The following is a 25,213-nucleotide window of genomic DNA, read 5'->3' as shown; positions in this document are numbered from 1 at the left end:
CTATTTAATACGTTTTGCCGAAAGCACCGTTTTAATCCTCACCAGCGTCGCCAGGAAGCCAGTCTGACTGCCCGCCCTCCCTCGCGGGAATGAAAACCCTCACGCCGGTGCAATCACTCCACTACTCAAACAAAAAGCCCCGAACCAATCGGGGCTTTTTATTCGTGGTAGGCAATTGGTGGCTAACCGCCAACAGCTAGCCTTTGTACTTCAATGTACCGTCGGCTTTGATGTCGTCGTACCACAGGTTATGGTGCTGTTTGGCCCAGTTCTCGTCACAGTAACCGGACACCATGCAGTCCATGCCCCCTTCCGACAGCACAGTCGCCATAAAGATGTGCACCACGGAGAAGGCGGTAACGATGATGGCGGCCGCCCCGTGCAGGATCAGTGCGAGCAGGCTCAGGCTGCGGCTTGGGTTAACGTACTCGGGAAACAGCAAGATCACCCCGGAAATGGCGATCACCGCACCGAAGATCACGAAGGCCCAGAACCACAGCTTCTCACCGGCGTTGGCAAACCCCGCATCCGGGTGCTTGCCCTTGAACGGACCAAAGTTGATGTAGCCGCCCACCACCATAAACCAGGCGATGTCATACTTGGCGGGGATCTGGTTCTTCGCCCACTTCACGCTCATCAACAACCAGCCGAGCAAAAACGGGATAGCCATATAATCGTGCACCGGCTTGGCAAACGCGCCCACACTGGCCAACGCCTGCTGGCCGAACAGAGGCTCCACGATGAGACGACCCGCCAGCAACACCAGACCGGTCAGGATCAGCAACAGACAAGGGATCGCCCCAAGCCAGTGGATGGCGACATCGGCCTTGGACCAGCGGAACACCATCTTGCCGGAGAACCCATCGTGCAGTTTGGAGGCGCCATTGACCAGGATGAACAGGATAAACACCCCGATCATGCCAAACAGTGACAGGACAAATGCCGGCGCCAGCCAGTCACTGCGCAGCGGCAGCAGACGCTCATCCGGCGTATTGATCAGCTGACCATGGTGGTCAACCGACGAAGTGGTGCGACCCACTTCCCCCTGCTGGATCGCCTGCCATAGGACGTCAGACGGGTTACCCGCCTGCTCCGCGACCGTGCCGGGATCCGCAGCCAGCGCCAGCGCTGGCAGCATAACCATCACTGCCAGCAAGGGCTTAAGCCAATTCTTGAACATAATTACTCCTTCACAAACAACAAAGGGGCGACACAGTGGCCGCCCCTGTCATCAGTGCTTAGTTCCAGGCACCGTCTTTATGGCCACGGGTGACCACACGCTCACGGTAGATATCGGATACGGTCCCGGCATCCCCCGCCAGCAGCGCCTTGGTGGCACACAACTCGGCACACATGGGCAGCTTACCCTCGGCGATACGGTTAGCGCCGTACTTCACCTTCTCCTCATTGGAGCCTGGCTCGGTATTCGGCCCGCCAGCACAGAAGGTACATTTGTCCATCTTGCCTTTGCCGCCGAATGCCGACTGTTTCGGGAACTGAGGCGCGCCAAACGGACAGGCGTACAGACAGTAACCACAGCCGATGCAACGGTCCTTATCGTGCAGCACGATGCCGTCCTCGGTCTTGCTGAACACATTGACCGGACACACCTTCATGCAAGGCGCATCGTCACAATGCATACAAGCAACCGAGATGGAGGCTTCTTTGCCGACCATACCGTCATTGACGGTCACCACACGACGGCGTTGAATGCCCCACTGCAGGGCAGAGTCGTTCTCGTTCTTACAGGCAGTGACACAGCCGTTACACTCGATGCAGCGCTTGGTGTCACACATAAACTTCATGGTAGCCATGATCTAGCTTCTCCTTACGCTTTCTCGATCTGACACAGGGACACTTTGGTCTCCTGCATCTGGGTCACAGGGTCGTACCCGTAGGTCATCGCGGTGTTGGCAGATTCGCCCACCACGTACGGCTTGGTGCTGACACCGCCGGACTCTGGGTACTGCAGCTCTTCGCCCTCGAACAGACCGGCAAAGTGGTAAGGCATGAAACACTCACCCTCGGTCACACGTTGGGTCACCATCGCCTTCATGCCGATGATGGCGCCTTCCGGCGAGGCCAGTTTCACCTCATCACCGTCGCGAATGCCACGATCCGCCGCATCGGCCGGGTTGATCTCAACGAACATCTCCTGCTGCAGCTCGGCCAGCCATGGGTTGGAGCGGGTCTCTTCACCCCCCCCTTCGTACTCCACCAGACGACCGGAAGTGACCACCAGTGGGAACTTCTTATCCAGGTTGTCGCTGATCACCTTGTCCTGGATGGACTTGAACAGGGTCGGCAGACGATGCACCTGCATGTCGTCGTGGGTCGGGTACTTGGCGATCAGATCGCGACGCGGGGTGTAGAGTGGTTCACGGTGAACCGGGATCTCATCCGGGAAGGTCCAGACCTTACAACGGGCCTTGGCGTTGCCGAACGGGATACAGCCATGGGCCATGGCCACACGCTGAATGCCACCGGAGATATCGGTCTTCCAGTTCTTGCCTTCCGCGTGCTGCTTCTCTTGGGCGGTCAGCTCGTCCCACCAGCCCAGCTGCTTGAGCATGTCGGCGGTGAATTCCGGGTGACCGTCACCGATCTCATTGCCTTTCGAGCCCGGATCTTCGGCCAGAATGTTGACCCCGTTGTGCTCCACACCGAAGCGGGCACGGAAGTTACCGCCCCCCTCCATCACATGCTTGGAGGTGTCGTACAGGATGTGAGTCCCCGGGTGCTTGAGCTCAGGCGTGCCCCAGCACGGCCACGGCAGACCGTAGGTTTCGCCCTTGGCCGGGCCACCCGGTGCCTGCAGGTTCTCCCAGGAGAAGGTGTGCCAGTTTTCCTGGTGCTGCTTGAGGCGCTCAGGAGACTGACCGGTGTAGCCGATGGTCCACATGCCACGGTTAAACTCGCGGGTAATGTCTTCGATCAGCGGCTCATCGCCGTTCACCTTGATGTTCTTAAACAACTGATCCGCAATGCCGACCTTCTTGGCGATCTTGTACATGATGGTGTGATCCGGCAGGGCTTCGAAGATCGGATCGGTCACCTGTGAGCGCCACTGCAAGGAGCGGTTGGACGCCGAGATGGAGCCATAGGTCTCAAACTGGGTCGCGGCGGGCAGCAGGTAAACGCCGTCCTGACGCTGCGGCATGACGCCCGCCATGGTTGGGTAGGGATCCACCACCACCACGGTGTCCATCTTGTTCAGGGCTTCACGCACCTCGCGGCCACGGGTTTCGGTGTTGACCGACTGCCCCCAGAAGAACGCCAGACGAATGTTGTCCTTCTGACCAATTTTCGCTTTATCCTCTAGCACACCATCGTGCCAGCGGGAGCAGGGAATGCCCGGAGTGGTCATCGGGGTTTTGCCCAAGTGCTGGCCTTGGTCGAAGCGCGCCTTGATCCAGTCAAACTCCAGATCCCAGACATTGGCCCAGTGACGCCAGGAGCCTTCGGACAGGCCGTAGTAGCCCGGCAGGGAATCAAACAGCAAACCAAAATCGGTCGCGCCCTGTACGTTATCGTGGCCACGGAAGATGTTGGCACCGCCACCGGAAACACCCATGTTACCCAGCGCCAGCTGCAGGATGGAGTAGGCACGGGTGTTGGCGTTACCGACGGTGTGCTGGGTTCCACCCATACACCAAACGATGGTACCGGGACGATGCTCGGCCAGGGTCTTGGCGACACGGTACATCTGCTCACCGGTAACGGACGTGATGTCTTCCACCTCTGCGGGGTGGTACTTCTTCACCTCTTCACGGATCGCTTCCATGCCATAGACACGACGCTTGATGAAGTCTTTGTCTTCCCAACCGTTCTCGAAGATGTGCCAGAGCAGGCCATAGATGAATGGAATGTCGGTCCCCGGACGGATATGCACGTACTCGTCAGCGTGCGCTGCAGTACGGGTGAAGCGGGGATCCACCACGATCATCTTGGCGCCGCGCTCTTTACCTGTCAGCACGTGGGACATGGCAACCGGGTGCGCTTCGGCGGCGTTGGAGCCGATGAACAACATGGACTTACAGTTGTGCATGTCATTGTAGGAGTTGGTCTGCGCACCATAACCCCAGGTATTGGCAACGCCAGCCACTGTGGTGGAGTGACAGATCCGCGCGGAGTGATCCACATTGTTGGTGCCCCAGACGGCCGCCATCTTACGGTACAGGTAGCACTGCTCGTTGGAGAACTTGGCAGAGCCCATGAAGTAGATGGAGTCAGGACCGCTTTCCTGGCGGATCTTCAGCATCTGATCGCCGATCTCGTTGATCGCCTGATCCCAGCTCAGCTTCTTCCACTTCCCGCCTTCCAGCTTCATCGGGTACTTCACCCGCTTCTCGCTATGAGTGTGGTAACGCAGTGAGGCGCCCTTGGCACAATGGCCACCACGGCTAATTGGGTGGTCAAACGCAGGCTCCTGGCCAGTCCATACGCCGTTTTCCACTTCCGCGTACACACCACAACCCACGGAGCAGTGAGAACAGATGGTCTTCACGGTCTCGGTCTTACCGCCGGTGGCCGGGGCAACAGAGGCTTCGGCCTTATTGACCATCCCGGCACCCAGCATGGATGCCGCGGCAATACCACCGGTGGTAACACCGGCATTCTTCAAAAACTGGCGGCGGTTTAAGCCTAAAGCTTGTCCGTTATCTGCCTTGGCTTGGCTCTTGGTTAATTTCATCATCCCTCTCCAGCTTACTGACCACGCGCCACGGCGTAGTAGTTACGGACATGCTCGGTTTCACGGTAACCGGTCCCCTGTTCAGTCACTTTCGTGTCACTGCTTTGGGCCACAGCTGCCGGTGAGACCACAGCGGCAGCCGCTGCAACTGCGCTGCCGGATGCCACTGTCTTGAGGAACTGGCGTCGTGCCATTTCGGGTTTGTTATTCATAACCATCCTTACTGGGTTACTGCGGATCCCAACTCATGCGCCGGTGTACTCGACAAGCACGAACCCGCTTCACAAGTTCGATCAAAACGCGCTCTTGCTCACGCGCAGTCGCTAGGTTGGCTCAGTAAAGAGAGGAAGAATTTGATCTAAAACAAAAACATTAAGGTTGCCGAATACGGCTCAAAGGGGTGTTTATGTAGTGCTTTTGTTTCATTGGGACAAATTGGCTCACATCACCGTGATAACCATTATCAATCAGAGCCAAGACGGTTTTTCCCGGTGATCCCACGGGCGTGTGGCTCTCGCTCCCCCATCAGGATAAAACCCTCGTTTCGTGATCGGGATCACACCCCAAAAATTGCTTAAAATTACTTTTAAAAACAACCAACAATTGCTAGGGAAAAGACGATGTCCGATGAAACCCAATGCACTCGCGTAAGAATTCTCACCCCAGACCAGCCAATGGAATGGAACGTTCTCGGCTGAAATTGCTGGAAATTGGATACTTAGTGCGTTTGCTATCCGTACGGAATGCGATCTTATCCCCGCTGGTGCGCCTCTCTTGTGCAGCCCAGGCCCCTTGAAGTGCTGGCCAAGGTATGATGAAAAGCGCAAAAAAAGCCCCGTATCGATGTACGGGGCTTTCCTGATGATTCAGCACGAACTCCTATCCTTCAGCGTGCCATCGACCGGGATCTCTCCCAGCCTGGAACGGTGAATGAACATCGCCTTCACAGCACCACACAAAGTGGCCTATTCCTTGTATTTCAGGGTGCCATCGGCCTTGATGTCGTCGTACCAAACATTGTGGTGTTGCTTGGCCCAGTTCTCATCACAATAACCTGACACCATGGCGGGAAAACCTCCTTCGGACAGCACAGTCGCCATAAAGATGTGCACCACAGTGAAGCCGGTCAGCACAATGGCCGATGCTCCATGAACCACGATCGCTGCCAGGCTGGTCGTCCGGGAGGGGTTGAGGTACTCGGGGAACAACATGATGGCCCCCGAGCCAATCACCAATAAACCAAATATGGTGAAACTCCAAAACCACAACTTCTCACCGGCGTTGGAGAACCCCGCATCCGGATGCTTGCCCTTAAAAGGCCCAAAGTTGAGGTATCCCCCCACCACCATAAACCACTTGAGGTCATAGCCTGCCGGAATGTTATTAGCAGCCCAGCGCACCATGGCGATCACGGCAAAGATGGCAAAAGGGATCGCCATATAGTCATGGATCGGCTTAGCGAGCCCGGCCAGGGCTCCCACCCCATCCGGTCCGAGGTAATCCCCAAACACGAATCGCCCGGCCAGCAACGCCAATCCGGTGACGATGAGCAACAGGCAGGGAATGGCCATCAACCAGTGCACGGCTACATCGAGCTTGGACCAACGCAGCACCTCCACCCCGGAGAAGCCGTGCTCCAGTTTGGCGGCTCCATTGATCAGTACAAACACGGCAAACACCAGGATCATGCCAAACAGCGCCAGTGCCAGCACAGGTGCTATCCAATCCGGTCTGGCCGAAACCAGGCCCGGATCATAGGTATTGATCAGGTTGCCATGGAACTCACTCAGGGACTGGGTTCGACCCTGTGCACCGTTCTTGACCTCCGTCCACAATGGATTAAGCCCCTCCGGCGCCTTGGCGTTGCCGCCTTCCAGTTCGGCGGCCTGAGCCGTCATCACTGACTGCACCAGCCGGGCATCTGCATCCGCTTCGGCCGTAGAAGCCGCCCACGCCGTGCTCACCCCAAGGGTGAGCAACAGCATCAGGCACAGCCCCGAGAGCAGCCTTAGAGTCGCTTTCATAGGTCCTCCTTAGCCGTCCCAGCCGGCGTTATCCGCACCCCGGACCGCCACGCGCTGACGGAAGATCCCGGAGATCACGTCCGCATCACCGGCCAACAGCGACTTGGTGGCACACACTTCGGCGCAGAAGGGCAATTTCCCCTCGGCAATGCGATTGGCACCGTATAAACGAGCCTCCTTCTCAGAGCCTACTTCCGCATCCGGGCCACCGGCACAGTAGGTGCACTTGTCCATCTTGCCCTTGCCGCCAAATGCGGACTTTTTCGGGAACTGGGGCGCCCCAAACGGACAAGCGTACAGGCAATAGCCACAACCGATGCATTTATCCTTGCTGTGACGGATGATGCCATCGGCCGTCTGCTCGAAGCAGTCCGCCGGGCATACCGCCATACAAGGCGCGTCAGAGCAGTGCATGCAGGCCACCGAGATGGAGACCTCCTTACCCACCACGCCGTCATGCATGGTGACCACCCGGCGGCGCGAAATGCCCCACTCGAGTGCACTGTCGTTTTTACTCTTACAGGCGACGGTACAACCGTTGCATTCAATGCAGCGTTTGGTGTCGCACAGGAATTTCATCGTTGCCATACGTAACGTCTCCCTTCCTTAAGCCTTGCTGATCTGGCAGATCGACACCTTGGTCTCCTGCATCTGGGTCACGATGTCATAGCCGTAGGTCATCGCCGTGTTCGCCGATTCCCCCTGGATATAGGGCACCGTACCCTCGGGATAACCGGGTACCAAAGACTCGCCTTCGAAGATCCCGGCAAAGTGATACGGCATAAAACATTCACCGGGGATCACCCGCTCCGTGACCAGCGCACTGATGTGCAGTTTGGCCCCTTCCGGCGAGTGCAGGATCACCGCATCGCCATCTCGGATCCCCCTGTCCGCCGCATCGGCGGGATTGATCTCGACAAACATCTCCTGCTGCAGTTCTGCCAACCAGGGATTGGACCGGGTCTCCTCGCCCCCACCTTCGTACTCCACCAGACGGCCGGAGGTCACGATCATGGGGAATTTCTTGTCCAGATCCTCGTTGCGCACCTTCTCCTGGATGGATTTATACAGGGTGGGCAGGCGAGCCACCTGACGGTCGTCGTAACTGGGATACTTGATCGCCAGCTCACGCCTTGGGGTGTAGAGCGGCTCACGGTGGATCGGGATCTCATCGGGGAAGGTCCAGACTCGGCAGCGCGCCTTGGCATTACCAAAGGGGATACAGCCGTGTTTCATGGCCACCCGCTGGATCCCACCGGACAGATCCGTCTTCCAGTTGCGGCCTTCCGCCGCCGCTTTCTCCTCGGCGGTCAACTCATCCCACCACCCCAACTGCTTGAGCATGTCTGAGGTGAACTCCGGATGACCGTCACCGATCTCATTTCCCTTGGAGCCTGGATCGTTGGCCAGGATATTCTCCCCCTCATACTCCACACCGAAACGGGCACGGAAGTTACCGCCCCCCTCAAGGATGTGCTTGGAGGTGTCATAGAGGATATGAGTCCCAGGGTGCTTCTGCTCCGGTGTCCCCCAGCAGGGCCAGGGCAAACCGTAGGTTTCCCCTTTGGCCGGGCCGCCTTTGGCCTGAAGATCTTCATACTCGAAGGTACCCCAGTTCTCCTGGTGCATCTTGAGGCGCTCCGGAGACTGACCGGTATAACCGACGGTCCACATACCACGATTGAATTCCCGGGTGATGTCCTCGATAAGGGGCACACTGCCTTCCACCTTGATGTTCTTAAACATCTGGTCGGCCATGCCCACTTTCTGGGCCAACAGGTACATGATCTCGTGATCCGGTTTGGACTCGAACACCGGCTCAACCACCTGGCTGCGCCATTGCAGCGAACGGTTAGACGCCGACACCGAACCATAGGTCTCAAACTGGGTCGCCGCGGGCAGCAGATAGACGTTGTCGGTACGGGTATGCATCACCCCGGCCATGGTTGGATAGGGATCCACCACCACCACCGCATCCATCTGATTCAAGGCTTCACGCACATCCCGTCCCCGGGTTTCAGTGTTCACCGACTGTCCGAGGAAAAAGGCCATGCGTATATTGTCACGCTGGCCGATCTTGTCCTTGTCCTCCAGTACCCCGTCATGCCAACGGGAACAAGGAATACCCGCTGAGAACATGGGGGTTGCCCCAAGATAGGTGCCAGGATCAAAGCGGGATTTCACCCACTCGAAGTCCAGCTCCCACACCCGGGACCAGTGTTGCCAGGCCCCTTCGGACAAGCCGTAGTAACCAGGGAGATTATCGAACAGCAGACCAAAATCCGTCGCGCCCTGTACGTTGTCATGGCCACGGAAGATGTTGGCGCCCCCACCGGACACACCCATATTGCCCAGTGCCAACTGCAGGATGCAGTAAGCCCGAGTGTTGGCGTTACCGATCGTGTGCTGTGTCCCGCCCATGCACCAGACGATGGTTCCGGGACGATGGTCGGCCAGGGTCTTGGCTACCCGATGCATCTGCTTCTCGCCGACGCTGGTGATCAGTTCCACCTCGTCCGGCGGATAGTTCTTCACCTCCTCCCGGATCGCTTCCATGCCCCAGGCGCGGGCATCGATAAAGGCCTGATCTTCCCAGCCATTCTCGAAAATGTGCCAGAGCAGACCATAGATAAAGGGGATGTCGGTCCCGGGACGGATATGGACATACTCATCGGCATGAGCTGCGGTGCGGGTGAAACGGGGATCCACCACGATCATCTTGGCCCCACGCTCTTTGCCTAGCAGCACGTGTTGCATCGCCACCGGGTGCGCTTCTGCGGCATTGGAGCCGATAAACAGCATGCTCTTACAGTTGTGCATGTCGTTGTAAGAGTTGGTCATCGCCCCGTAGCCCCAGGTGTTGGCTACCCCGGCCACCGTTGTGGAGTGACAGATCCGGGCGGAGTGGTCGACATTGTTGGTGCCCCACATCGCCGCCATCTTGCGGTACAGGTAGGACTGCTCGTTGTTGGTCTTGGCCGAGCCCATGAAGTAGATGGAATCCGGACCGGACTCCTCGCGGATCTTGAGCATCCAGTCGCCGACCTGATCGATGGCTTCCTCCCAGCTCAGCTTTTTCCATTGCCCTCCCTCCAGCTTCATCGGGTACTTGACCCGTTTCTCACTGTGGGTGTGGTGGATCAGTGATGCACCCTTGGCGCAGTGGCTGCCACGGTTGATGGGATGATCAAAGGCAGGTTCATGCTCGATCCAGACGCCGTTCTGAACTTTGGCGTAAACGCCACATCCCACTGAGCAGTGGGAGCAGATGGTGCGAACGGTGCTGATCTCGCCCGAACCGCCGACAGTAGCGGCTTCGGCCTTTTTCATCATGCCAGTGCCTAGCATCGACGCCGCGGCAATGCCGCCAGAGGTCACCCCTGCGCGTTTAAGGAACTGGCGTCGGTTCAGACCCAGGCCCTCACTCTCGCAAGTGGATGCTTTGGTTGGTACGGATCTCGTGAGTTTCATCCAGACCTCCTAGGAAAGACGCGCTGTGGCGTAGTAGGAAAGGACGTGATCGGTTTCGCGATAGCCGGATGGTTTCGCGGAGTCGGACTCGGCGATATGCTGATCGCCGTGAGAGATCGGAACCGCCTTGCTGCCAAAGGCAACGGCACCTGCCCCCAAGCCGATGGCTTTAAGGGCGGCGCGGCGATCCTTACGGGGCTGCCTGTCTTTCATAACACCTCCTAAGGGTGTTGGTGAGTTAAAGGTGAGGCGACAACCCGCTGCCTCACCACCGAACTTACTGCCTGATGGCGTGTCCGTACTGCGGCCCCCTCCGCACGAGCGAAAGGGGCAAGTCCATCAGGACTTAACCTGTCTGCTGCACGTTAACATCCAGCACCTGGTTGCCAAACGTGGTCGCCTCCGTAGCAAAGAAGGCACCTCCTAACGCTGCGACGGCGGCATAGAAGGACGCATTGTTAGCCTTGGCCAGATCGGTGAAAAACTTCTCGACCCAGCTTTCCATATGACGTTGCCAGAAGATCAGTTGCTCGTGCTGACCCGCTTCCAAAAGCAGGTAGGCCATCACTTCACACAGGGCCGCAAGGTGATCTTCGGGTTCCTTCACCTCCTCCTGGCGAGCAAAGCCCAGGCGAGCCAAGTCCTGACGTAGCAGGGCCAATGGCTGATCCATCAGGGATCCAGTCAGATACCAGCTGGTGTAAGGGATCACTTCACCGTGGCCCAAACCGATAAACAAGTTGAAAAACTCGTCTTCCAACGGCGCCACCTGATGACTCTGAGCCGCCAATTTCAGGCCATGCCAGGCCCGGTTCATGGGGTTATCACTGTCACTTTCCAGCTCCAGGTCTGCCAGAAACTGTAGCAGTTCCTCGCTAGGAGCCTGGCGCAGCAGGGCTGCCATCAACTGATAAATATCGGCGCGCAGCTGCTGGTGTTCAGTCACGACTCGGTTTTGTTGTTGTGTCATTTTTACCTCGGACTCAAACCCGCAGTTGTTTTTCAGGATCATTGAGAATGTCGGTGAACATGTCTTTCACCCGGCAGTCTTCACACATTTTCAGACGATTCAATGCCTCACCGGCAAAGGCACTGTGCCCCTCCAGGGCCACGGTCATTTTGGCGATCACCGCCTTGGTGGCGAACGGCTTGCCACAGGTGATGCATTCAAACGGTTCCTCTTCCTTGAGCACGACCTGCTGCTGACGCGCCTCGCGATCAAGCAAAATGCGCGGCTGCAGGGTGATCGCCTTTTCCGGACAGGCCTTCTCACACAAGCCACACTGGACACAGGGCTGCTCGGTAAATTTAAGTGCGGGCGTGTCACCGCCATCTTCCAGGGCCCGAGTCGGACACAGGGCCGTACAGCTCATGCACAAGGTGCACTTGTCCGTATCCACCTGAACCTGTCCATAAGGCACCCGACCCGGACTGAGGGTCTCGACACTGCCCGCCGCCGCACCATTGAGGTGATCCAGGGCGTTAAACAGGGTGTCCCGCTTGGCCAGGTCTTTGCCAAAGGCCGCCACTGGCAAGGCCTCCCACGACGCGCTATCGGCAGTGATGGAAGCCAGACTGTCCAACTGCTCGCTGCTCAGCAGACGCAGGCGGTCGGCCTCTAGACCGGTGGCGGTGATCAGGGTACGGGCCAACTCGACCTCACCGGTAACCAGGCCCAGCAGGGTTGGCGGGGTCGCCGGCGTGGTCAACACGACCACCTGACGCGCTCCCCAAGCCAGGGCTGCAAGACAGGCGTCGAGTCCAGCCACCGCCACCTCTTCCAATGCCACGGGCAGTACGCCACCGGGCAGCTGTTTAAGCTGAGCAATGGCCTGCTCGCCCAGGGTCTGATCGTGCAACAGCACCACGGGACGCTGTTCCGACAGGGAGAGATAGCGGGTCAACAGACGCTTAAGGTAATCCTTGAGCACCGTTGGAGTAGGCTGATCGTACTGGATCGCTCCGGTGGGGCAGGCGCTGGCACAACTACCGGCGCCGTGACACAGGTAGGGATCGATCTGGATCGATCCCTCGAAGGAGCTGATGGCGTCCGCCGGGCAGACATTCAGGCAACGGGTACAGCCATCGATCCCGCTGGAGTGGTGGGCACACACATCGCCATTGACGGTGACATAGCGCGGCTTATCAAATTTACCCACCAGTTCGGGGAGTTGGGCCAGGGCGTCGGCCAGCTTGTCCGCATCCTCACCGACGTGAAAGTAGCCAGGAGGCAACAGCTCCAGGCTGATGGCAGGCTGCACGGCCAAGTCGAGGATCAGATCATAGTGGGGGCGGCGCACTGCGCCCAGAGACAGCTCAATTGGCGCCGGCGCATCCGCTTCGCGGATCAGCACCCGGAACTGACCAAGGAAACCACTCACCTGCAGATCCCGGCTGAAGTATGCGGGTAAGGAGTCGGTGGTCTCGGCTGCGGCCATCACTCGCTCCAGATAGACTTCATCCTGGCTGGAGATCGCTTCTGTCGCTAACAGGGTGATGCTGGCCAAGCCATTGCTTTCGCCCATCAGGTGAGCGGCGGCAAGGCGAATACGGTCCTCGGCACCCAGGATCAACAGGTGTCCCGCCGTATGGTAAGACACGGTTTTCGGGATCAGGTTTTCTAACATGGTGGTCTGGGCCAGGCTCTGCTCACGGGCCGGATCCATCACACTGCTTTCAATCATGCTCACTATGCGTTCCTAAATCTGTTCATTGCTCTTGGCGCACTGGCGGATACTGGTGACACGGGAGCGGCAGATTGCTTCTTATTGTGAGCAAGGTTCATACCAGGCTCACGCTCCCCAATCTCCCCCGTGTTACGCCTCGTTCTGCGGTTTGCCTGTACTCTCGTCGTGGTGTGCGACTTTTTGTCCCTGCTCCTCAGGGGAAGCCGCCGGCTCTGACGACTTTTTGTCCGCCTCGGCGACGACCTCCTGATCCTCTTCCGCCTCCTTCACCACGTGCCGGAACACCTTCTCGGCCAACTCGGCTGCCACCTTGGCACTGAGTTTGGGCTGAGATTTGTAATCAAGGTCGTATTCGCACAGGCCGTCACGAACATTGTAGTGGGGCTGTTTCCACAGGGCCCGCAGAGCCTCTTTGCGTTTGAGGGGATCCACCTCCGGCTTGAGGAACTCGGCAAAACTGCCGCCCTCCTCAATGGCATTGGGATCCGGAAGTTCCGTCGATTCAGCGTCCCCCTCTTGCGCCAGGGCCTCATCGCTGGCACCCGGCTCTCCGGCCTCCAGCGGAGGGGTCTGCGCCACCTCGTCACGCCCAGTCGCCTGTTGCGCTTGCTCTTCTTGTTCCTGCTTCGCGACCGCCTGACGGCGTTGCTGCCAGCGGCTCAATAATCCGCTCATGCTTTGTCCCGCTTCTGTTTCATTTCACCGCGGCTATCGACGTGCTTGCGACGATGGGCATTGATCGGCTGTTCGCCATGACGGGTGAGGAAAGACTCCAACCAGCAGCCGATCGCCTCGGGAATGGGACAGGTCAATACCGGGGTATCTCCCTCCAGGGCTCCGGCGGCAACATTCTGGTTCGCCGTGATCGACATGGGCACCGGCACGCCATCCCCCTTATCATCGCAGATCACAAACAATTTGGGCGTCGGCAGATCCAGATTGAGCCGGTAATTGGCACGCTCATCCAGAAACAGCTCCATCATCACTTCATGGGCTCCCTCGGGTTTGTCACCACTGGCGGGCAGCAAGGCGTCGATCTCCCAACGGGTCTGGCTCCAGCGGCCTACCGTCACTTGGGTGGATTTTAGCGTGACGTACAGGGGCCACAGGGATTCACTATGTTGCATCGGTTACCCACATTTCTGACTGATGGACAGTTTCATCATATAGGCAAAAAACGTTCCAACTATTATTCGGCGGTTTTCACAGACCAGGATCACACAATTCTTGCTGCCAGGGACATTTTGTCCTTGCCTCAAGGGACAGCTTGGGACAATAAGTCAGACGAAGTGTGATCCGTTTCTCGTTCCCCTCACAGAATCCTGATGGAATGGGAATTGCATCTCCCGCCGTCAGTCCCTTAGCCGTTTGAGTCCATTATGAGCCAGCCCACCCACCGTCCCCGCCTGTCCCGTACCCACGCAGAAGCCCCACTGACCCTCGCGGTCACCGCCGTGGATGAAACCGGTGCCACCGTGGATAAGCAGATCGCCTGCGAGCGCCCCCTGACTCTCTATCTCAACTGGCAGCCTATTGTGACCTTGATGACCCTGGGAGCCCGGCCCGAAGCCCTGGCCCTTGGTTACTTGAAGAATCAGGGGTTTATCACAGATATCGCGCAGGTCGAATCCGTCATTGTCGACTGGGAGGTGAACTCGGCAGCGGTGATCACCCGTGAGGACACGGACCATGTCAGCCAGAAGCTGACGGAAAAAACCGTCACCAGCGGCTGTGGTCAGGGCACGGTATTCGGCAGCTTTACCGCCGGCCTGGATCAGATCCAACTGCCCACCCCCAGCTTGAGCCAAAGCGGGATCTACGCCCTGCTGAAAAATCTGGGACAGTATAACGACACCTATAAGAATGCCGGGGCGGTGCACGGCTGCGGGGTCTGTGAGGGTGAACAGATCCTGAGCTTTGTCGAGGATGTGGGTCGCCACAATGCGGTGGACACCCTGGCTGGTGACATGTGGCTGGACGGCTTAAGCGGGGGAGACAAGATCTTCTACACCACGGGCCGCCTCACCTCCGAGATGGTGATTAAGGTCGCCAAGATGGGGATCCCGGTACTGCTGTCGCGCTCCGGGATCACCGAAATGGGCCTGAGCCTGGCCCAGCAACTGGGGATCACCCTGATCGCCCGGGCCAAGGGACGACATTTTCTGATTTATCACGGCGCTGAAACCGTGCAATTTGATGGGGAGCACGCATGAGCGAGCAGCAAGACAACCTGTTTATGAATGCCAAGCAGGTGGCAGATTACCTCGATCTGAATGAAAAGAAAGTCTATGCCATGGCGAATGAACGCCAGCTTCCGGGCACCAAGATCACGGGTAAATGGTTATTTCCAAAGACCCTGATCGACCGCTGGATCATCGACTCCTGCCACAGCGGCATGCTGTCAGACCGCTTGATCATGACCGGCTCCGATGACCCCCTGTTGCACTGGGTGGTTGGCCGGGTCGGCCAGCGGATAGGCAGCTCTGGTCTGGTGAACTACTCTCCTACCGACTCCCGCCTGGGTCTGTCCCACCTGTCCCAGGGCTATGCGGATCTCTGCTGCATCCACTGGGGCAGTGCGGCCGAGCGGGATCTGCGCCATCCCGCCCTGCTCAAGCGTTATCCGGCCCACAAGCAATGGGTTCTGGTGCACGGGGCCAGCCGGGAGTTTGGCCTGTTGATGCGCACCGAACATCACCACCTGGGGCAGAATGTGGATGAAGCCCTCTCCCTGCGCTATCGCTGGATGAATCGCCAGGAGGGCGCCGGCGCCCGCTACCACTTTGATAACTGGCTGGCAGAAAAGGGGATGACCGGCACAGATCTGAACCTGGTGGCCACCTCCTTTACCGAGCGGGAACTGGCTGCGGGGATCGCCCGGGGTGATGCAGACTTCGGTTTCGGCTGCCAGGGTATTGCCGGAGAGTTTGGCCTGGCCTTTGTTCCCCTGGGCAAGGAGTCCTTCGACTTCGTAATGCCCCAGGGGGTCTACTTCCGTCAACACCTGCAGCAACTGTTTACGATCATGCAAAACCCCGAAACCCTCACCCATGCCCAGCGCCTGGGGGGCTATGATCTGGCCGATTGCGGCAAGATCCTGTGGAGTGGTAGCTGATAAGGAGCAGCGGTAAGCTTCTAGCCTGTAGCCTGTAGCCTGTAGCCTGTAGCCTGTAGCCTGTAGCCTGTAGCCTGACGTTTTAAGCCAACCGCTCGTTAGCACTTATACTTGGGGCTTGCCATCTTGTGGAGAGCCCCGCCATGAACTTTGCGATCCGCCACCTTCTCCCCCTGCTGCTTATCGCCCCCTGCTGGGCCCAGACCCCTCCCATCATCTACCCGGCCCAAGGTCAGGCTCCCGAGCAACAGCGTCTGGATCAAGCCGAATGCCAGCTATGGGCCACAGATAGCACCGGCGTCGATCCCGTCACCCTGGCCAGCCAAAGCGGACCGGCTCAGCAGCAGGTCGGCGGTGAGCGCATCGGTGGCGCCGTTGGCGGCGCAGCCACTGGGGCCATTATCGGGGCCATCGCCGGAGACGCCGGAAAAGGCGCCGCGATCGGAGCAGGCACTGGCGTGCTCGGCGGCGGTGCTAAGCAAAGGCGTAAACAGAAACAGAACGAACAGGCGGTGCAACAGGCAGAGCAAAACAGGCAGGCGCAGATGGCGACCTTTCAGCGGGCCTTTAAAGCCTGTATGGAAGGGAAAGGGTACAGCATCCAGTGAGTGAGGCCGGTGACAGGCCCTCCCTCACTTGGCGATCGCCTTGCCGCCGATGATCTTAAAGGCGGGCGTGCCCCGCACCAGGGCATCACGGGCAAATTGACCGCCACAGCCGGGACAGTGTCCCGGCTCGGTAGTAAAGTCCCGGCTGATCCGCTCCTTGAAGCATTTGACCAGACTGCCCTTGCCACCCTTGCGATAGAGATAGAGGCGGGTTTTGCACTTGCAGCAGAGCACCTCGACGGTACGCTGCGGCCCCTTTTTATTGGGCTTGGCCATCAAGGCAGATCCAGATCAGAGCCGGTATCGCCGGCGGGCCGCTGCTGCAGGGTGATCGGCACTGATTCCTCCCGCTCCAGCGCCGGACACTTCAGCGGCAAGCGAACAGTAAAGACGGAGCCTTTCCCCGGCTCGGACTCCAACTCCATCACCCCACCAAAACGGCGAATGATCCCGTAGCTCAAGGACAGTCCCAAGCCCGTTCCCTGCTTACGTGTGGTGAAGAAGGGGTCGAAGATCCTCGGCTGCAGCGCTTCGGGAATGCCTACACCATCATCTTCCACGGCGATCCAGGCGCCCTTGATCGCCCCCTCTTCCAACCAGTCGCCGCTGCGTACCCGCACCTCTCCTCGACCATCCAGGGCATGGGCCGCATTGACCACCAGGTTGATCAGCACCTGCAGCAACTGTTGACGGTTTACCTCGACGGCTTGAGTGGCCTGCAGATCCAGCACTACCTCGACCGACTGTTTACGCAGGGAGTGGCGCACCAGCACCAACATCTCCTGGATGATGGGATCCACGGGCAGGCGCTCCAGGGGCATGTTGAGATCGCCGGGGCGGGCATACTGCAACAGAGACTGGATGATCGCCTTGATCCGCTGAACCTGCTGAAAAATAAGTTCAATCTCCTCCTCAACTGTGTCCGCATGCTCCCCCAGCTCCCACTTTATCAGCTCGATATTGCCCAGGATCACCGCCGTCGGGTTGTTGATCTCATGGGCGATCCCCGCCGTCATCTCCCCCAGGGCCACCAGTTTTTCATTGGTCACCATCTGCTGCCGAGTCTCTTCCAGCAGGGTGATGTTGCGCTTGAGCTCCTGGGTGCGCTTCTTGAGGATCGCCGTTCGCTGCTCCACCTTCTGTTCCAACTGGTCGTTCGCCAGCTGGATCTGACGGTTACGCTCCTGCAGTTGATCCAGCATCAGATCAAATTGACGACTGAGCTGGGCCAGCTCGTTGGAGGGATCGAGCCCCAGATCGCCGATCCGCCGGTCATGTCCCCGCTGTACCTCCCGAACCACGGAGTGGATCCTATCGATAGGCTTGAGCAAGCCAGCGGCCCCATAAAATACCGCCAAACCAGAGCCCAACAGGACCAGCAGCAGGATGGTGCCCAGCTCAAAGATGTTCATCAGATAATTGTGGACAAAGGGGGCTTCGGTAAAGCCGGTATAGATCATGCCGATCCGCTCGCCATTGATGTCCTGTAGGGGAGCGTAGGCCGAGATATACCAGTCGTTATAGACGAAGGCACGATCCACCCACATCTCCCCGGCTTCCAGTACCTTGAGCCGAACCTGCTCCGACACCAGGGTGCCCACCGCCCGACCCAGACCCTCTTCCGACGGCACATTGGTGCTGATCCGGACATTATCCAAGAATAGGGTGACCGTGCCTCGGGTGCGGGCTGGCAGGGTGCCTTCGGCATAGGTCAGTTCACGGATCTGGTCGACCAGCTCCGTATTATGGTTCAGCAACACCCCGCCATCGAGGAAGCCGATACGGCGCCCGTCCGGCGCCTGCAACTCCACCAAAGAACGGATCACCATGCCACGCTGCTCAAAACCTTTTCGGGGGGGCTGTGCCATGGGCGTCGGCTCCAGTGCCATGCTGGCTTCTCGCGCCAGCACTGGACTGATCTGCAACATCTGGGATCGACTCAGCACCTGCAGGCTGGAGCGACCGGAATCACCGGACTCAGGGATCAAGGGGCGCAGCGCTTCATCCGCCAACGCCGCCTCCAATGGCAGGATCCGCAAAAACTCCAGCTGCAAGCGCTCTCGAGCCTGCTCCAACAGGCGGTCCATGGCCCGATCGGAGAGGCTCAGAGTCCGCATCAGGCGGTCAAACTCCCAACCGTGCTGCAACTGGGCCATGGCGTGCTCCTGACGCCGGGCACTGGACTCTACCATGCCCTGAGCCACCGCAAGATCACTGCGCACCTTCATAAACAGCTGAGTGCCCGTGTAGGTCACGTTCCAATAGATGGTGATAAACACCAAGCTGGCTAGGGTCACCAATACCGGCAACAGCATCAGTACCAACAATCGGTAACGAACCGTACTGGTCAGGACCTTGACGTCATTGCGAAACTGCCGCCGCCACCATGCCAGCATTATTCAGATAAACCCCACTCTTTAAACTTACGGTCCAAGGTCTTACGGGAAACGCCCAGGATCCGGGCAGCGGCGGATTTATTGCCAAGCTGCTCCTCTACGACCTTGAGAACATGGAGGCGTTCCACCTCTTTCAAGGGCATATCCTCCGGGTACCCCTCCCCTGCGACAACGGTCTCTGCCGGCGTCTGCTGACTGCGCCAATACTCGGCGGGCGGTTTACCCAGCAGCAAACATCTCTCTACCAGATTCCGCAACTCGCGGATATTGCCAGGCCAGTCATAGCCCTGCATCACCTGCAGATCCTCATGGCTCCAGGCCACCTCCCGGACCCCCAGCTCTGCCGCCAACTGACGGGTGAAGTGATGGACCAGATCCACCACATCATCCGGACGCTCCCGCAGAGAGGGGATCCGGATGTTGAGGACATTCAGGCGATAATAGAGATCGCGCCGAAACCGGCCAGCCTCGACCTCGGCCATCAGTTCCCGATTGGTCGCCGCGACGACCCGCACGTCCACGGGGATCTCCTTCTCGGAGCCCACCGGACGTATGGTGCGCTGCTCCAACACTCGCAGCAGTGAGGTCTGCATCTGCAGTGGCATCTCGCCGATCTCATCGAGAAAGATAGTACCGCCGGAGGCGAAGCTGAACAGGCCCTCCCGGGCACCACGGGCTCCGGTAAAGGCTCCGGCCACATGACCAAACAACTCACTCTCCAGCAACTCTGGGGCAATGGCACCACAATTGACCGCGACGAAGGTGCCCGTGCGGCCGGACAGCTGGTGCAGGGAACGCGCGACCAGCTCCTTACCGGTACCGGACTCCCCCTCAATCAGCACTACGGAATTGGTGGGAGCGACCCGCCGGGTGATCTCCTTCACCTGCTGCAGATTGGGACTGTTGCCAATGATGGTGCTGGGGTGGCTGTGGGCCATTTCCCGTCTCAACATCAGGTTTTCCCGACGCAACAGACGCCGCTCAATGCAGCGGTCCACCGCCTGCATCATCTGCTCAAGGCGGAAGGGTTTCAGGATAAAGTCCGCCGCCCCGGCCCGCAGGGCACGGATCGCCGTATCCATATCGGCAAAGCCGGTCATAAAGATCACATCGGAGCGACGGGTATCCAGATCCAGCGCTTCATGCCACTCGATCCCGTCCCGACCAGGCAGACTGATGTCGACAATCAGGAGATCGAAGTGGCAGCGGCTACGCAACTGCTCCGCCTCCTCGACACTGCCGGCGGTCTCGACCAGGGCAAAACGACGTGCCAGGGCCTTCTTCAAGAACGAGCGCATTCCCGACTCGTCGTCCACCACCAGCACAGACATGGCGGTGTTCTGCATTACCTGTTCAGCCATAATGAGCGTGTCACTCCGATCTGCAAAATTCGATGGGCCAAAATGTCCCCTTGGGGTCAATTTGACTGAGGTCTTTTGTAAGGTGAGTCATTTTGACCCTGTTTACCACACAGAAAACGTGACCGATAGCAAAAAACTCCCTTGAGGGATCAGATTGGCACCATATTTGCCTTCTAATGACTTCGCAAGGACCCGTTTTTAACCAGTAAAGTAGGTTCCAACCCCATGATCCGAACCATCCAGTCCGTGGCGCTGATGCTGCTCACACTGCCCCTGCTGGCGATTGCCGCCCCGGACACGGTGATCCGCCTGGCCACCACCACCAGCACCGACAACTCTGGCTTGCTCGCCTACCTGTTACCGACCTTTGAAAAAGAGAGTGGTTACCAGGTTCAGGTGATCGCCACCGGCACCGGCAAGGCCCTGCGTCACGGCCGCAACGGCGATGTGGATATTGTCATGACCCATGCCCCCGCCGCCGAAGCCCGGTTTGTTGAGGAAGGCTACGGTCGCCTGCCCCGCCAACTGATGGCCAATGACTTCGTGGTATTGGGGCCGAAAACCGATCCGGCCGGGGTCAAACAGGCTCGCAGTGTCACCGAGGCCTTCAATAACATTGCCAACAAGCCAGCCCCCTTCGTCTCCCGAGGCGATGAATCTGGCACTCATATGAAAGAACTCGCCATCTGGCAAGCCACCGGGCAGGACACCAGCTTTACCGGCTACGCCGCCATTGGTCAGGGTATGGGCCCGGCCATGCTCACCGCCAGCGAGATGCAAGCCTATGTCTTGGCCGATCGCGGCACCTACCTGGCCTTCATGGATAAACTGGATCTGGAAGTGAGCCTGCAGGGGGATCCCATTTTGCTCAATCCTTACCAGGTGATCCTACTCAGTGATCAGAAGTACCCGGATCTGAATCACACCGGGGCAAAAGCGTTTAGCGACTGGCTGGTAAGCCCGCAAGCTCAGCGTATGATTGACGACTTTAAGATCCACGGTGAGCCACTGTTCAAGGCCACCTTCTCCCCCACTAAGGCGAGTGAATGAACGACGGTATGTTGTCCGTTTTCCAGCAGGGCCTGGCCCTGCTGCTGAGTTTCGATCCAGATGTCTGGGCCATCATAGGTGTCTCCTTCAGCGTCTCGCTGCGGGCCATGGCTGTCACCCTGCTGCCCTGCATCCTGCTGGGGTTTGCCCTGGCCGTCAGCCGTTTTCCCGGCCGTAATGTCGCCATCTCCCTGTTTCAGACTCTTCAGGCGATCCCCACTGTGGTGGTCGGCCTGATCGCCTACCTGTTGCTCTATCGTCAAGGAGTGCTGGGGGATCTACGCTGGTTGTTCACCCAAAACGCCATGATCCTGGCCCAGTGCTTACTGGCAGCGCCCGTACTGGTCTCCCTGAGCTACGGCGCCTTCTCTGGCGGCGACTGGCGCGCCTGGGAAACCGCCCGTACCCTAGGGGCTCCCCGTTACCGGGCCTTCCTGACCCTATGTCACGAGCTGCGAGCCCCCCTACTGGTGGCGGTGATCGCCGCCTTCAGCCGCATCATCACCGAAGTGGGCGCTTCCATGCTGGTGGGCGGTAACATCCATAATGTGACCCGCAACATTCCCACCGCCATCGCCCTGGAAACCAGTAAGGGCGAATTTGCCCAGGCCGCCGCCCTGGGCACCGTATTGCTGATCCTGGCACTGATTATTAACTTTTCTCTGGGCTCCCTGCGCAACAAGCAGGAAGGCCTTCGTCGGGGGTAATGCATGCACTTGTCCGCACACAACCTTGAGATCCACTTCGATCAACGCCGCCTGTTCACCATTGCCCAGCTTGGACTGCAAGCCGGACAAAGGATCTGGCTGCGTGGTGCCAATGGCGCAGGCAAAACGACCCTGCTGAAGATCCTGTCCGGGTTACAAAAACCCTGCCGGGGCCGGGTGCGGCTAGAGCAGGGGGGAGATCAGCCTCCCCGCCGCCCCTGGGCACGCCCCGATCCGCTGCGAGGCCGAGTGATCTACCTGCATCAGACGCCCTACCTGTTTGATGGCAGCGTTGAGGAGAACCTCAACTACGGCCTCAAACAGCTGGCCCTGTCGGCAGAAGAGCGTCAACAACGGCTCGAACAGGCGATCGAACTGGCCAACCTTTCCCACCTGCGGCAACACTCGGCCCAGGTCCTGTCCGGTGGCGAGCGCCAGCGCCTGGCCCTCGCCCGAGCCTGGGTGTTGCGTCCGGATCACCTGCTGCTGGACGAGCCAACGGCCAGCCTGGATCCCGACTCCATCGATGCCATTGCCGCCATGCTGGACACCCTGCAGCAGCAAGGGTGTGGCCTGCTGATCACCAGCCATCAGAACACCCGCATCACTCAAGCCTGCCAGCAGCAGTGGCTGCTGGCAGGCCAAACCTTGCATCTGCAACCCCCACAGGAGCAATTGGCATGAACAACCTGACCCTGGCTGTGCTGGCGGGCGGCCGCGCACGCCGCATGGATGGCCAAGACAAGGGCCTGATCACGGTCGCCGGCAAGCCAATGGTGCAATATGTGCTGGATCGAGTCGGCAGCGACTCCATCCCGACCCTGTTGATCGCCAACCGCAACCAGGCACGCTACGCCGAGCTGGGTTACCCGGTCCATGGGGATGAACAGGCCGACTTTCCCGGCCCTCTAGCCGGGATCGCCGTGGCGCTGAAACAGACCAAGACCGACTGGGTGCTGATCTGCCCCTGTGACACCCCGCAACTGCCTCGGGATCTGGCCGCGCGGATGCAGCAGACCCAGCAACAGAGCGGGGCCGAGCTGGTGGTCGCCTTCGACGGAGAGCGAGAGCACCCTGTGGTGATGCTGCTCCATCGAGGCCTACTGCCATCCCTGCAGGCCTATCTGGATGGTGGGGATCGCAAGATCGATCTCTGGTATCAACAACACCAGGTCGCCCGCTGCACCTTCTCCGGCATGACATCGGCCTTTGCCAACATCAACACCCCGGAGCAGCACCACCAACTCGAACAGGCCCTGCTTGGCCAATCGCGCTGAAGGAAGAAAGATGAGACAAAACGACCTGCTGGCGGATTGCCGCGTTCCCGTACTGGGCCTGTGCGCCTACAGTGGCACGGGAAAGACCACCCTGCTGCGCAAGCTGCTGCCGGAGCTCAATCGTCGGGGCCTCAAGATCGCGGTGCTCAAGCACGCCCACTGCAATTTCGAAGTGGATAAGCCGGGTAAAGACAGCTTTGAACTGCGCAAGGCCGGCGCCGATCAGATGCTGATCGCCTCCTCCAAACGTCGCGCCCTGATGATGGAGCGGCCGGTCGAGGGCGATCCGGATCTAAAAGAGCTGCTGGCCATGGTCGATCAATCCCGCGTCGATATGATCCTGGTGGAAGGCTTCAAGAAGCTGCCCCTGCCCAAGCTCGAACTGCACCGCGCCGAAGTCGGAAAACCCTTTGTCTTCACCGGGGATCCCCTGATCCAGGCGATCGCCTGTGACGCGGACACCCAGTTGCCCACGGACTTTGCCCTGCCCAAGCTGGACATCAATGACGTCGATGGCATTGCCGATTTCATCACAAACTTTATCCAGCACTGGCAACCGGCCGCCCCTCAGCCATTTGGCCCCAGCTGTGATGACACAGAGCGCAAACAGCTGTCGGTGAAACAGGGACTGGACCGCATTCTCGCCATGGTTCACCCGGTGGCGGAGATCGAGCAAGCCGAACTGACCCACAGTCTCAACCGCGTACTGGCCCGGGACGCCGTTTCCCCCATCAACGTACCGCAATGCACCAACTCGGCGATGGACGGCTACGCCTTTGCAGCCGGCCCCCATGACGCGTACCAGGTGGTCGGTGAGGTCTTTGCCGGTTACGCCTTCGACGGCACCCTGGCGCCCGGTCAGGCGGTCAAGATCATGACCGGTGCGCCCATGCCTGCCGGAGCCGATACCGTGGTGATGCGAGAGCTGGCAACGGAAACCGAGGTCGACGGCGGCGCACGCCAGGTGCAGTTCGAAGGCCCCATCGAGCCGGGGCAGAACGTGCGTCAGGCGGGCGAAGACATCGCACAGGGCACCACCGCGTTGCAAGCCGGTCACCGCATCGGTCCCGCCGAGCTGGGCCTGCTGGCCTCACTGGGGCTGGCCACGCCCGGGGTATATCGTCGCCCCAAGGTGGCGATCTTCTCCACCGGCGACGAAGTGTGTGCCCCCCAGCAACCGCTCCAAGCCAACTGCATCTTCGACTCCAACCGCTTCACCCTGCATGGCATGCTGGCCAAGCTGGGCTGCGAGGTGTTGGATCTGGGGATCATCGAGGACAACGAGGCGGCGATGATAGCCGCCCTGGAACACGCCGCCGACGCGGCGGACGTGGTGATCACCTCGGGTGGGGTTTCCGTCGGCGATGCCGACTTTATCAAGGACGCCCTGGCCAAGCTGGGCAGCATCGACTTCTGGAAGATCGCCCAACGCCCGGGCCGCCCCCTGGCCTTTGGCACCGTCAAGGACGCCCTGTTCTTCGGCCTGCCCGGCAATCCTGTGGCGGTCATGGTCTCCTTTATTCAGTTTGTTCAACCGGCCCTGCGCAAGATGGCCGGGGAGCACCACTGGCAGCCTAAGCTGCTCAAGGCGATCGCCAGCGAGCCGATGCGCAGCCGGGTGGGACGCACCGAGTTCAACCGGGGGATCCTGAGCCTGGGGGCTGGCGGCCAGCTGACCGTCGCCACCACGGGCCACCAGGGCAGTGGCATGCTGGGCTCCATGGTCCGGGCCAACTGCCTGATCGTGATTGAAGAACCCCAAGGTGAGGTGCAACCGGGCGACAGCGTCTGGGTGCAACCCTTTGCCGATCTGTTGTAGGAGAT

Annotated in this window: 23 protein-coding genes; 8 read left to right on the top strand and 15 right to left on the bottom strand. The window is 59.3% G+C overall.

Translation table 11 applies throughout. From position 1 onward, the window contains the following. Nucleotides 1-196 precede the first annotated feature (196 nt). From AC2D8U_RS13635 to AC2D8U_RS13580, 12 genes are all read right to left on the bottom strand, one after another. Nucleotides 197-1,180 (bottom strand): formate dehydrogenase subunit gamma, encoded by a 984-nt coding sequence (locus tag AC2D8U_RS13635; RefSeq protein WP_484619614.1) that lies wholly within the window; start codon nucleotides 1,178-1,180, stop codon nucleotides 197-199. A 58-nt stretch (nucleotides 1,181-1,238) separates the two neighbouring features. After that, nucleotides 1,239-1,814: a formate dehydrogenase FDH3 subunit beta gene (gene fdh3B / locus AC2D8U_RS13630; protein WP_484619613.1), complete on the bottom strand. Its 576-nt coding sequence runs from the start codon at nucleotides 1,812-1,814 to the stop codon at nucleotides 1,239-1,241. A 14-nt stretch (nucleotides 1,815-1,828) separates the two neighbouring features. After that, nucleotides 1,829-4,693 (bottom strand): formate dehydrogenase subunit alpha, encoded by a 2,865-nt coding sequence (locus AC2D8U_RS13625; RefSeq protein WP_484619797.1) that lies wholly within the window; start codon nucleotides 4,691-4,693, stop codon nucleotides 1,829-1,831. Nucleotides 4,694-4,707: 14 nt separating this feature from the next. Further along, entirely contained in the window at nucleotides 4,708-4,905 is a 198-nt protein-coding gene (locus AC2D8U_RS13620; RefSeq protein WP_484619612.1) for a twin-arginine translocation signal domain-containing protein, read from the bottom strand. Between the two features lie 753 nt (nucleotides 4,906-5,658). Beyond that, a complete protein-coding gene (locus tag AC2D8U_RS13615) occupies nucleotides 5,659-6,591 on the bottom strand; it encodes a formate dehydrogenase subunit gamma (protein WP_484619796.1) in 933 nt (310 codons plus the stop codon). Between the two features lie 135 nt (nucleotides 6,592-6,726). Further along, nucleotides 6,727-7,305 (bottom strand): formate dehydrogenase FDH3 subunit beta, encoded by a 579-nt coding sequence (gene fdh3B / locus AC2D8U_RS13610; protein ID WP_484619611.1) that lies wholly within the window; start codon nucleotides 7,303-7,305, stop codon nucleotides 6,727-6,729. A gap of 18 nt (nucleotides 7,306-7,323) precedes the next feature. Next, a complete protein-coding gene (locus tag AC2D8U_RS13605) occupies nucleotides 7,324-10,188 on the bottom strand; it encodes a formate dehydrogenase subunit alpha (protein WP_484619610.1) in 2,865 nt (954 codons plus the stop codon). A 9-nt stretch (nucleotides 10,189-10,197) separates the two neighbouring features. Beyond that, complete coding sequence (locus AC2D8U_RS13600; protein ID WP_484619609.1) at nucleotides 10,198-10,401, bottom strand: twin-arginine translocation signal domain-containing protein; 204 nt, start codon at nucleotides 10,399-10,401, stop codon at nucleotides 10,198-10,200. Between the two features lie 133 nt (nucleotides 10,402-10,534). Then, a complete protein-coding gene (locus tag AC2D8U_RS13595) occupies nucleotides 10,535-11,158 on the bottom strand; it encodes a TorD/DmsD family molecular chaperone (RefSeq protein ID WP_484619608.1) in 624 nt (207 codons plus the stop codon). 13 nt (nucleotides 11,159-11,171) lie between these two features. Further along, complete coding sequence (locus tag AC2D8U_RS13590) at nucleotides 11,172-12,872, bottom strand: 4Fe-4S binding protein (RefSeq protein ID WP_484619795.1); 1,701 nt, start codon at nucleotides 12,870-12,872, stop codon at nucleotides 11,172-11,174. Between the two features lie 132 nt (nucleotides 12,873-13,004). Continuing rightward, nucleotides 13,005-13,550, bottom strand: a complete 546-nt coding sequence (locus AC2D8U_RS13585) for a DUF3306 domain-containing protein (protein WP_484619607.1) — start codon at nucleotides 13,548-13,550, stop codon at nucleotides 13,005-13,007. Further along, a complete protein-coding gene (locus AC2D8U_RS13580) occupies nucleotides 13,547-14,002 on the bottom strand; it encodes a DUF3305 domain-containing protein (RefSeq protein ID WP_484619606.1) in 456 nt (151 codons plus the stop codon). Before AC2D8U_RS13580 ends, AC2D8U_RS13585 begins: the two co-directional genes overlap by 4 nt. A gap of 252 nt (nucleotides 14,003-14,254) precedes the next feature. Here AC2D8U_RS13580 and AC2D8U_RS13575 point away from each other — a divergent pair, with 252 nt between their 5' ends. From AC2D8U_RS13575 to AC2D8U_RS13565, 3 genes are all read left to right on the top strand, one after another. Beyond that, complete coding sequence (locus AC2D8U_RS13575; RefSeq protein WP_484619605.1) at nucleotides 14,255-15,088, top strand: formate dehydrogenase accessory sulfurtransferase FdhD; 834 nt, start codon at nucleotides 14,255-14,257, stop codon at nucleotides 15,086-15,088. Beyond that, entirely contained in the window at nucleotides 15,085-15,990 is a 906-nt protein-coding gene (locus tag AC2D8U_RS13570; protein WP_484619604.1) for a substrate-binding domain-containing protein, read from the top strand. The genes AC2D8U_RS13575 and AC2D8U_RS13570 overlap by 4 nt, the downstream gene beginning before the upstream one ends. Nucleotides 15,991-16,133: 143 nt before the next feature. Further along, nucleotides 16,134-16,598 carry a glycine zipper family protein gene (locus AC2D8U_RS13565; protein WP_484619603.1) on the top strand — a complete coding sequence of 155 codons (465 nt, stop codon included), beginning with the start codon at nucleotides 16,134-16,136 and terminating at the stop codon, nucleotides 16,596-16,598. A gap of 24 nt (nucleotides 16,599-16,622) precedes the next feature. Here AC2D8U_RS13565 and AC2D8U_RS13560 read toward each other — a convergent pair whose 3' ends face one another. The 3 genes from AC2D8U_RS13560 to AC2D8U_RS13550 are packed head-to-tail and all read right to left on the bottom strand — an operon-like array spanning nucleotide 16,623 to nucleotide 20,355. Further along, nucleotides 16,623-16,874: a hypothetical protein gene (locus AC2D8U_RS13560; protein ID WP_484619602.1), complete on the bottom strand. Its 252-nt coding sequence runs from the start codon at nucleotides 16,872-16,874 to the stop codon at nucleotides 16,623-16,625. Continuing rightward, the gene (locus tag AC2D8U_RS13555) at nucleotides 16,874-18,994 is read right to left on the bottom strand and encodes a sensor histidine kinase (RefSeq protein ID WP_484619601.1); all 2,121 of its coding nucleotides are present in this window, start codon (nucleotides 18,992-18,994) and stop codon (nucleotides 16,874-16,876) included. The genes AC2D8U_RS13560 and AC2D8U_RS13555 overlap by 1 nt, the downstream gene beginning before the upstream one ends. After that, nucleotides 18,994-20,355, bottom strand: coding sequence for a sigma-54-dependent transcriptional regulator (locus tag AC2D8U_RS13550; protein ID WP_484619600.1), 1,362 nt, complete (start codon nucleotides 20,353-20,355; stop codon nucleotides 18,994-18,996). The genes AC2D8U_RS13555 and AC2D8U_RS13550 overlap by 1 nt, the downstream gene beginning before the upstream one ends. Nucleotides 20,356-20,580: 225 nt before the next feature. Between AC2D8U_RS13550 and AC2D8U_RS13545 the strand changes: the two genes are divergently transcribed. The 5 genes from AC2D8U_RS13545 to AC2D8U_RS13525 are packed head-to-tail and all read left to right on the top strand — an operon-like array spanning nucleotide 20,581 to nucleotide 25,208. Continuing rightward, a complete protein-coding gene (locus tag AC2D8U_RS13545; protein ID WP_484619599.1) occupies nucleotides 20,581-21,405 on the top strand; it encodes an ABC transporter substrate-binding protein in 825 nt (274 codons plus the stop codon). Continuing rightward, a complete protein-coding gene (locus tag AC2D8U_RS13540; RefSeq protein ID WP_484619598.1) occupies nucleotides 21,402-22,112 on the top strand; it encodes an ABC transporter permease in 711 nt (236 codons plus the stop codon). Before AC2D8U_RS13545 ends, AC2D8U_RS13540 begins: the two co-directional genes overlap by 4 nt. A 3-nt stretch (nucleotides 22,113-22,115) precedes the next feature. Continuing rightward, complete coding sequence (locus AC2D8U_RS13535) at nucleotides 22,116-22,796, top strand: energy-coupling factor ABC transporter ATP-binding protein (protein ID WP_484619597.1); 681 nt, start codon at nucleotides 22,116-22,118, stop codon at nucleotides 22,794-22,796. Further along, nucleotides 22,793-23,389: a molybdenum cofactor guanylyltransferase MobA gene (mobA, locus tag AC2D8U_RS13530; protein WP_484619596.1), complete on the top strand. Its 597-nt coding sequence runs from the start codon at nucleotides 22,793-22,795 to the stop codon at nucleotides 23,387-23,389. The genes AC2D8U_RS13535 and mobA overlap by 4 nt, the downstream gene beginning before the upstream one ends. Before the next feature lie 10 nt (nucleotides 23,390-23,399). Beyond that, nucleotides 23,400-25,208, top strand: a complete 1,809-nt coding sequence (locus AC2D8U_RS13525; RefSeq protein WP_484619595.1) for a bifunctional molybdopterin-guanine dinucleotide biosynthesis adaptor protein MobB/molybdopterin molybdotransferase MoeA — start codon at nucleotides 23,400-23,402, stop codon at nucleotides 25,206-25,208. Nucleotides 25,209-25,213: the final 5 nt, after the last annotated feature.

The sequence above is a fragment of the Ferrimonas sp. YIN67 genome (genome assembly GCF_057219095.1).
The sequence above is the reverse complement of the archived record's forward strand: the minus strand, read 5'-3'. Positions and strand labels throughout refer to the sequence as shown.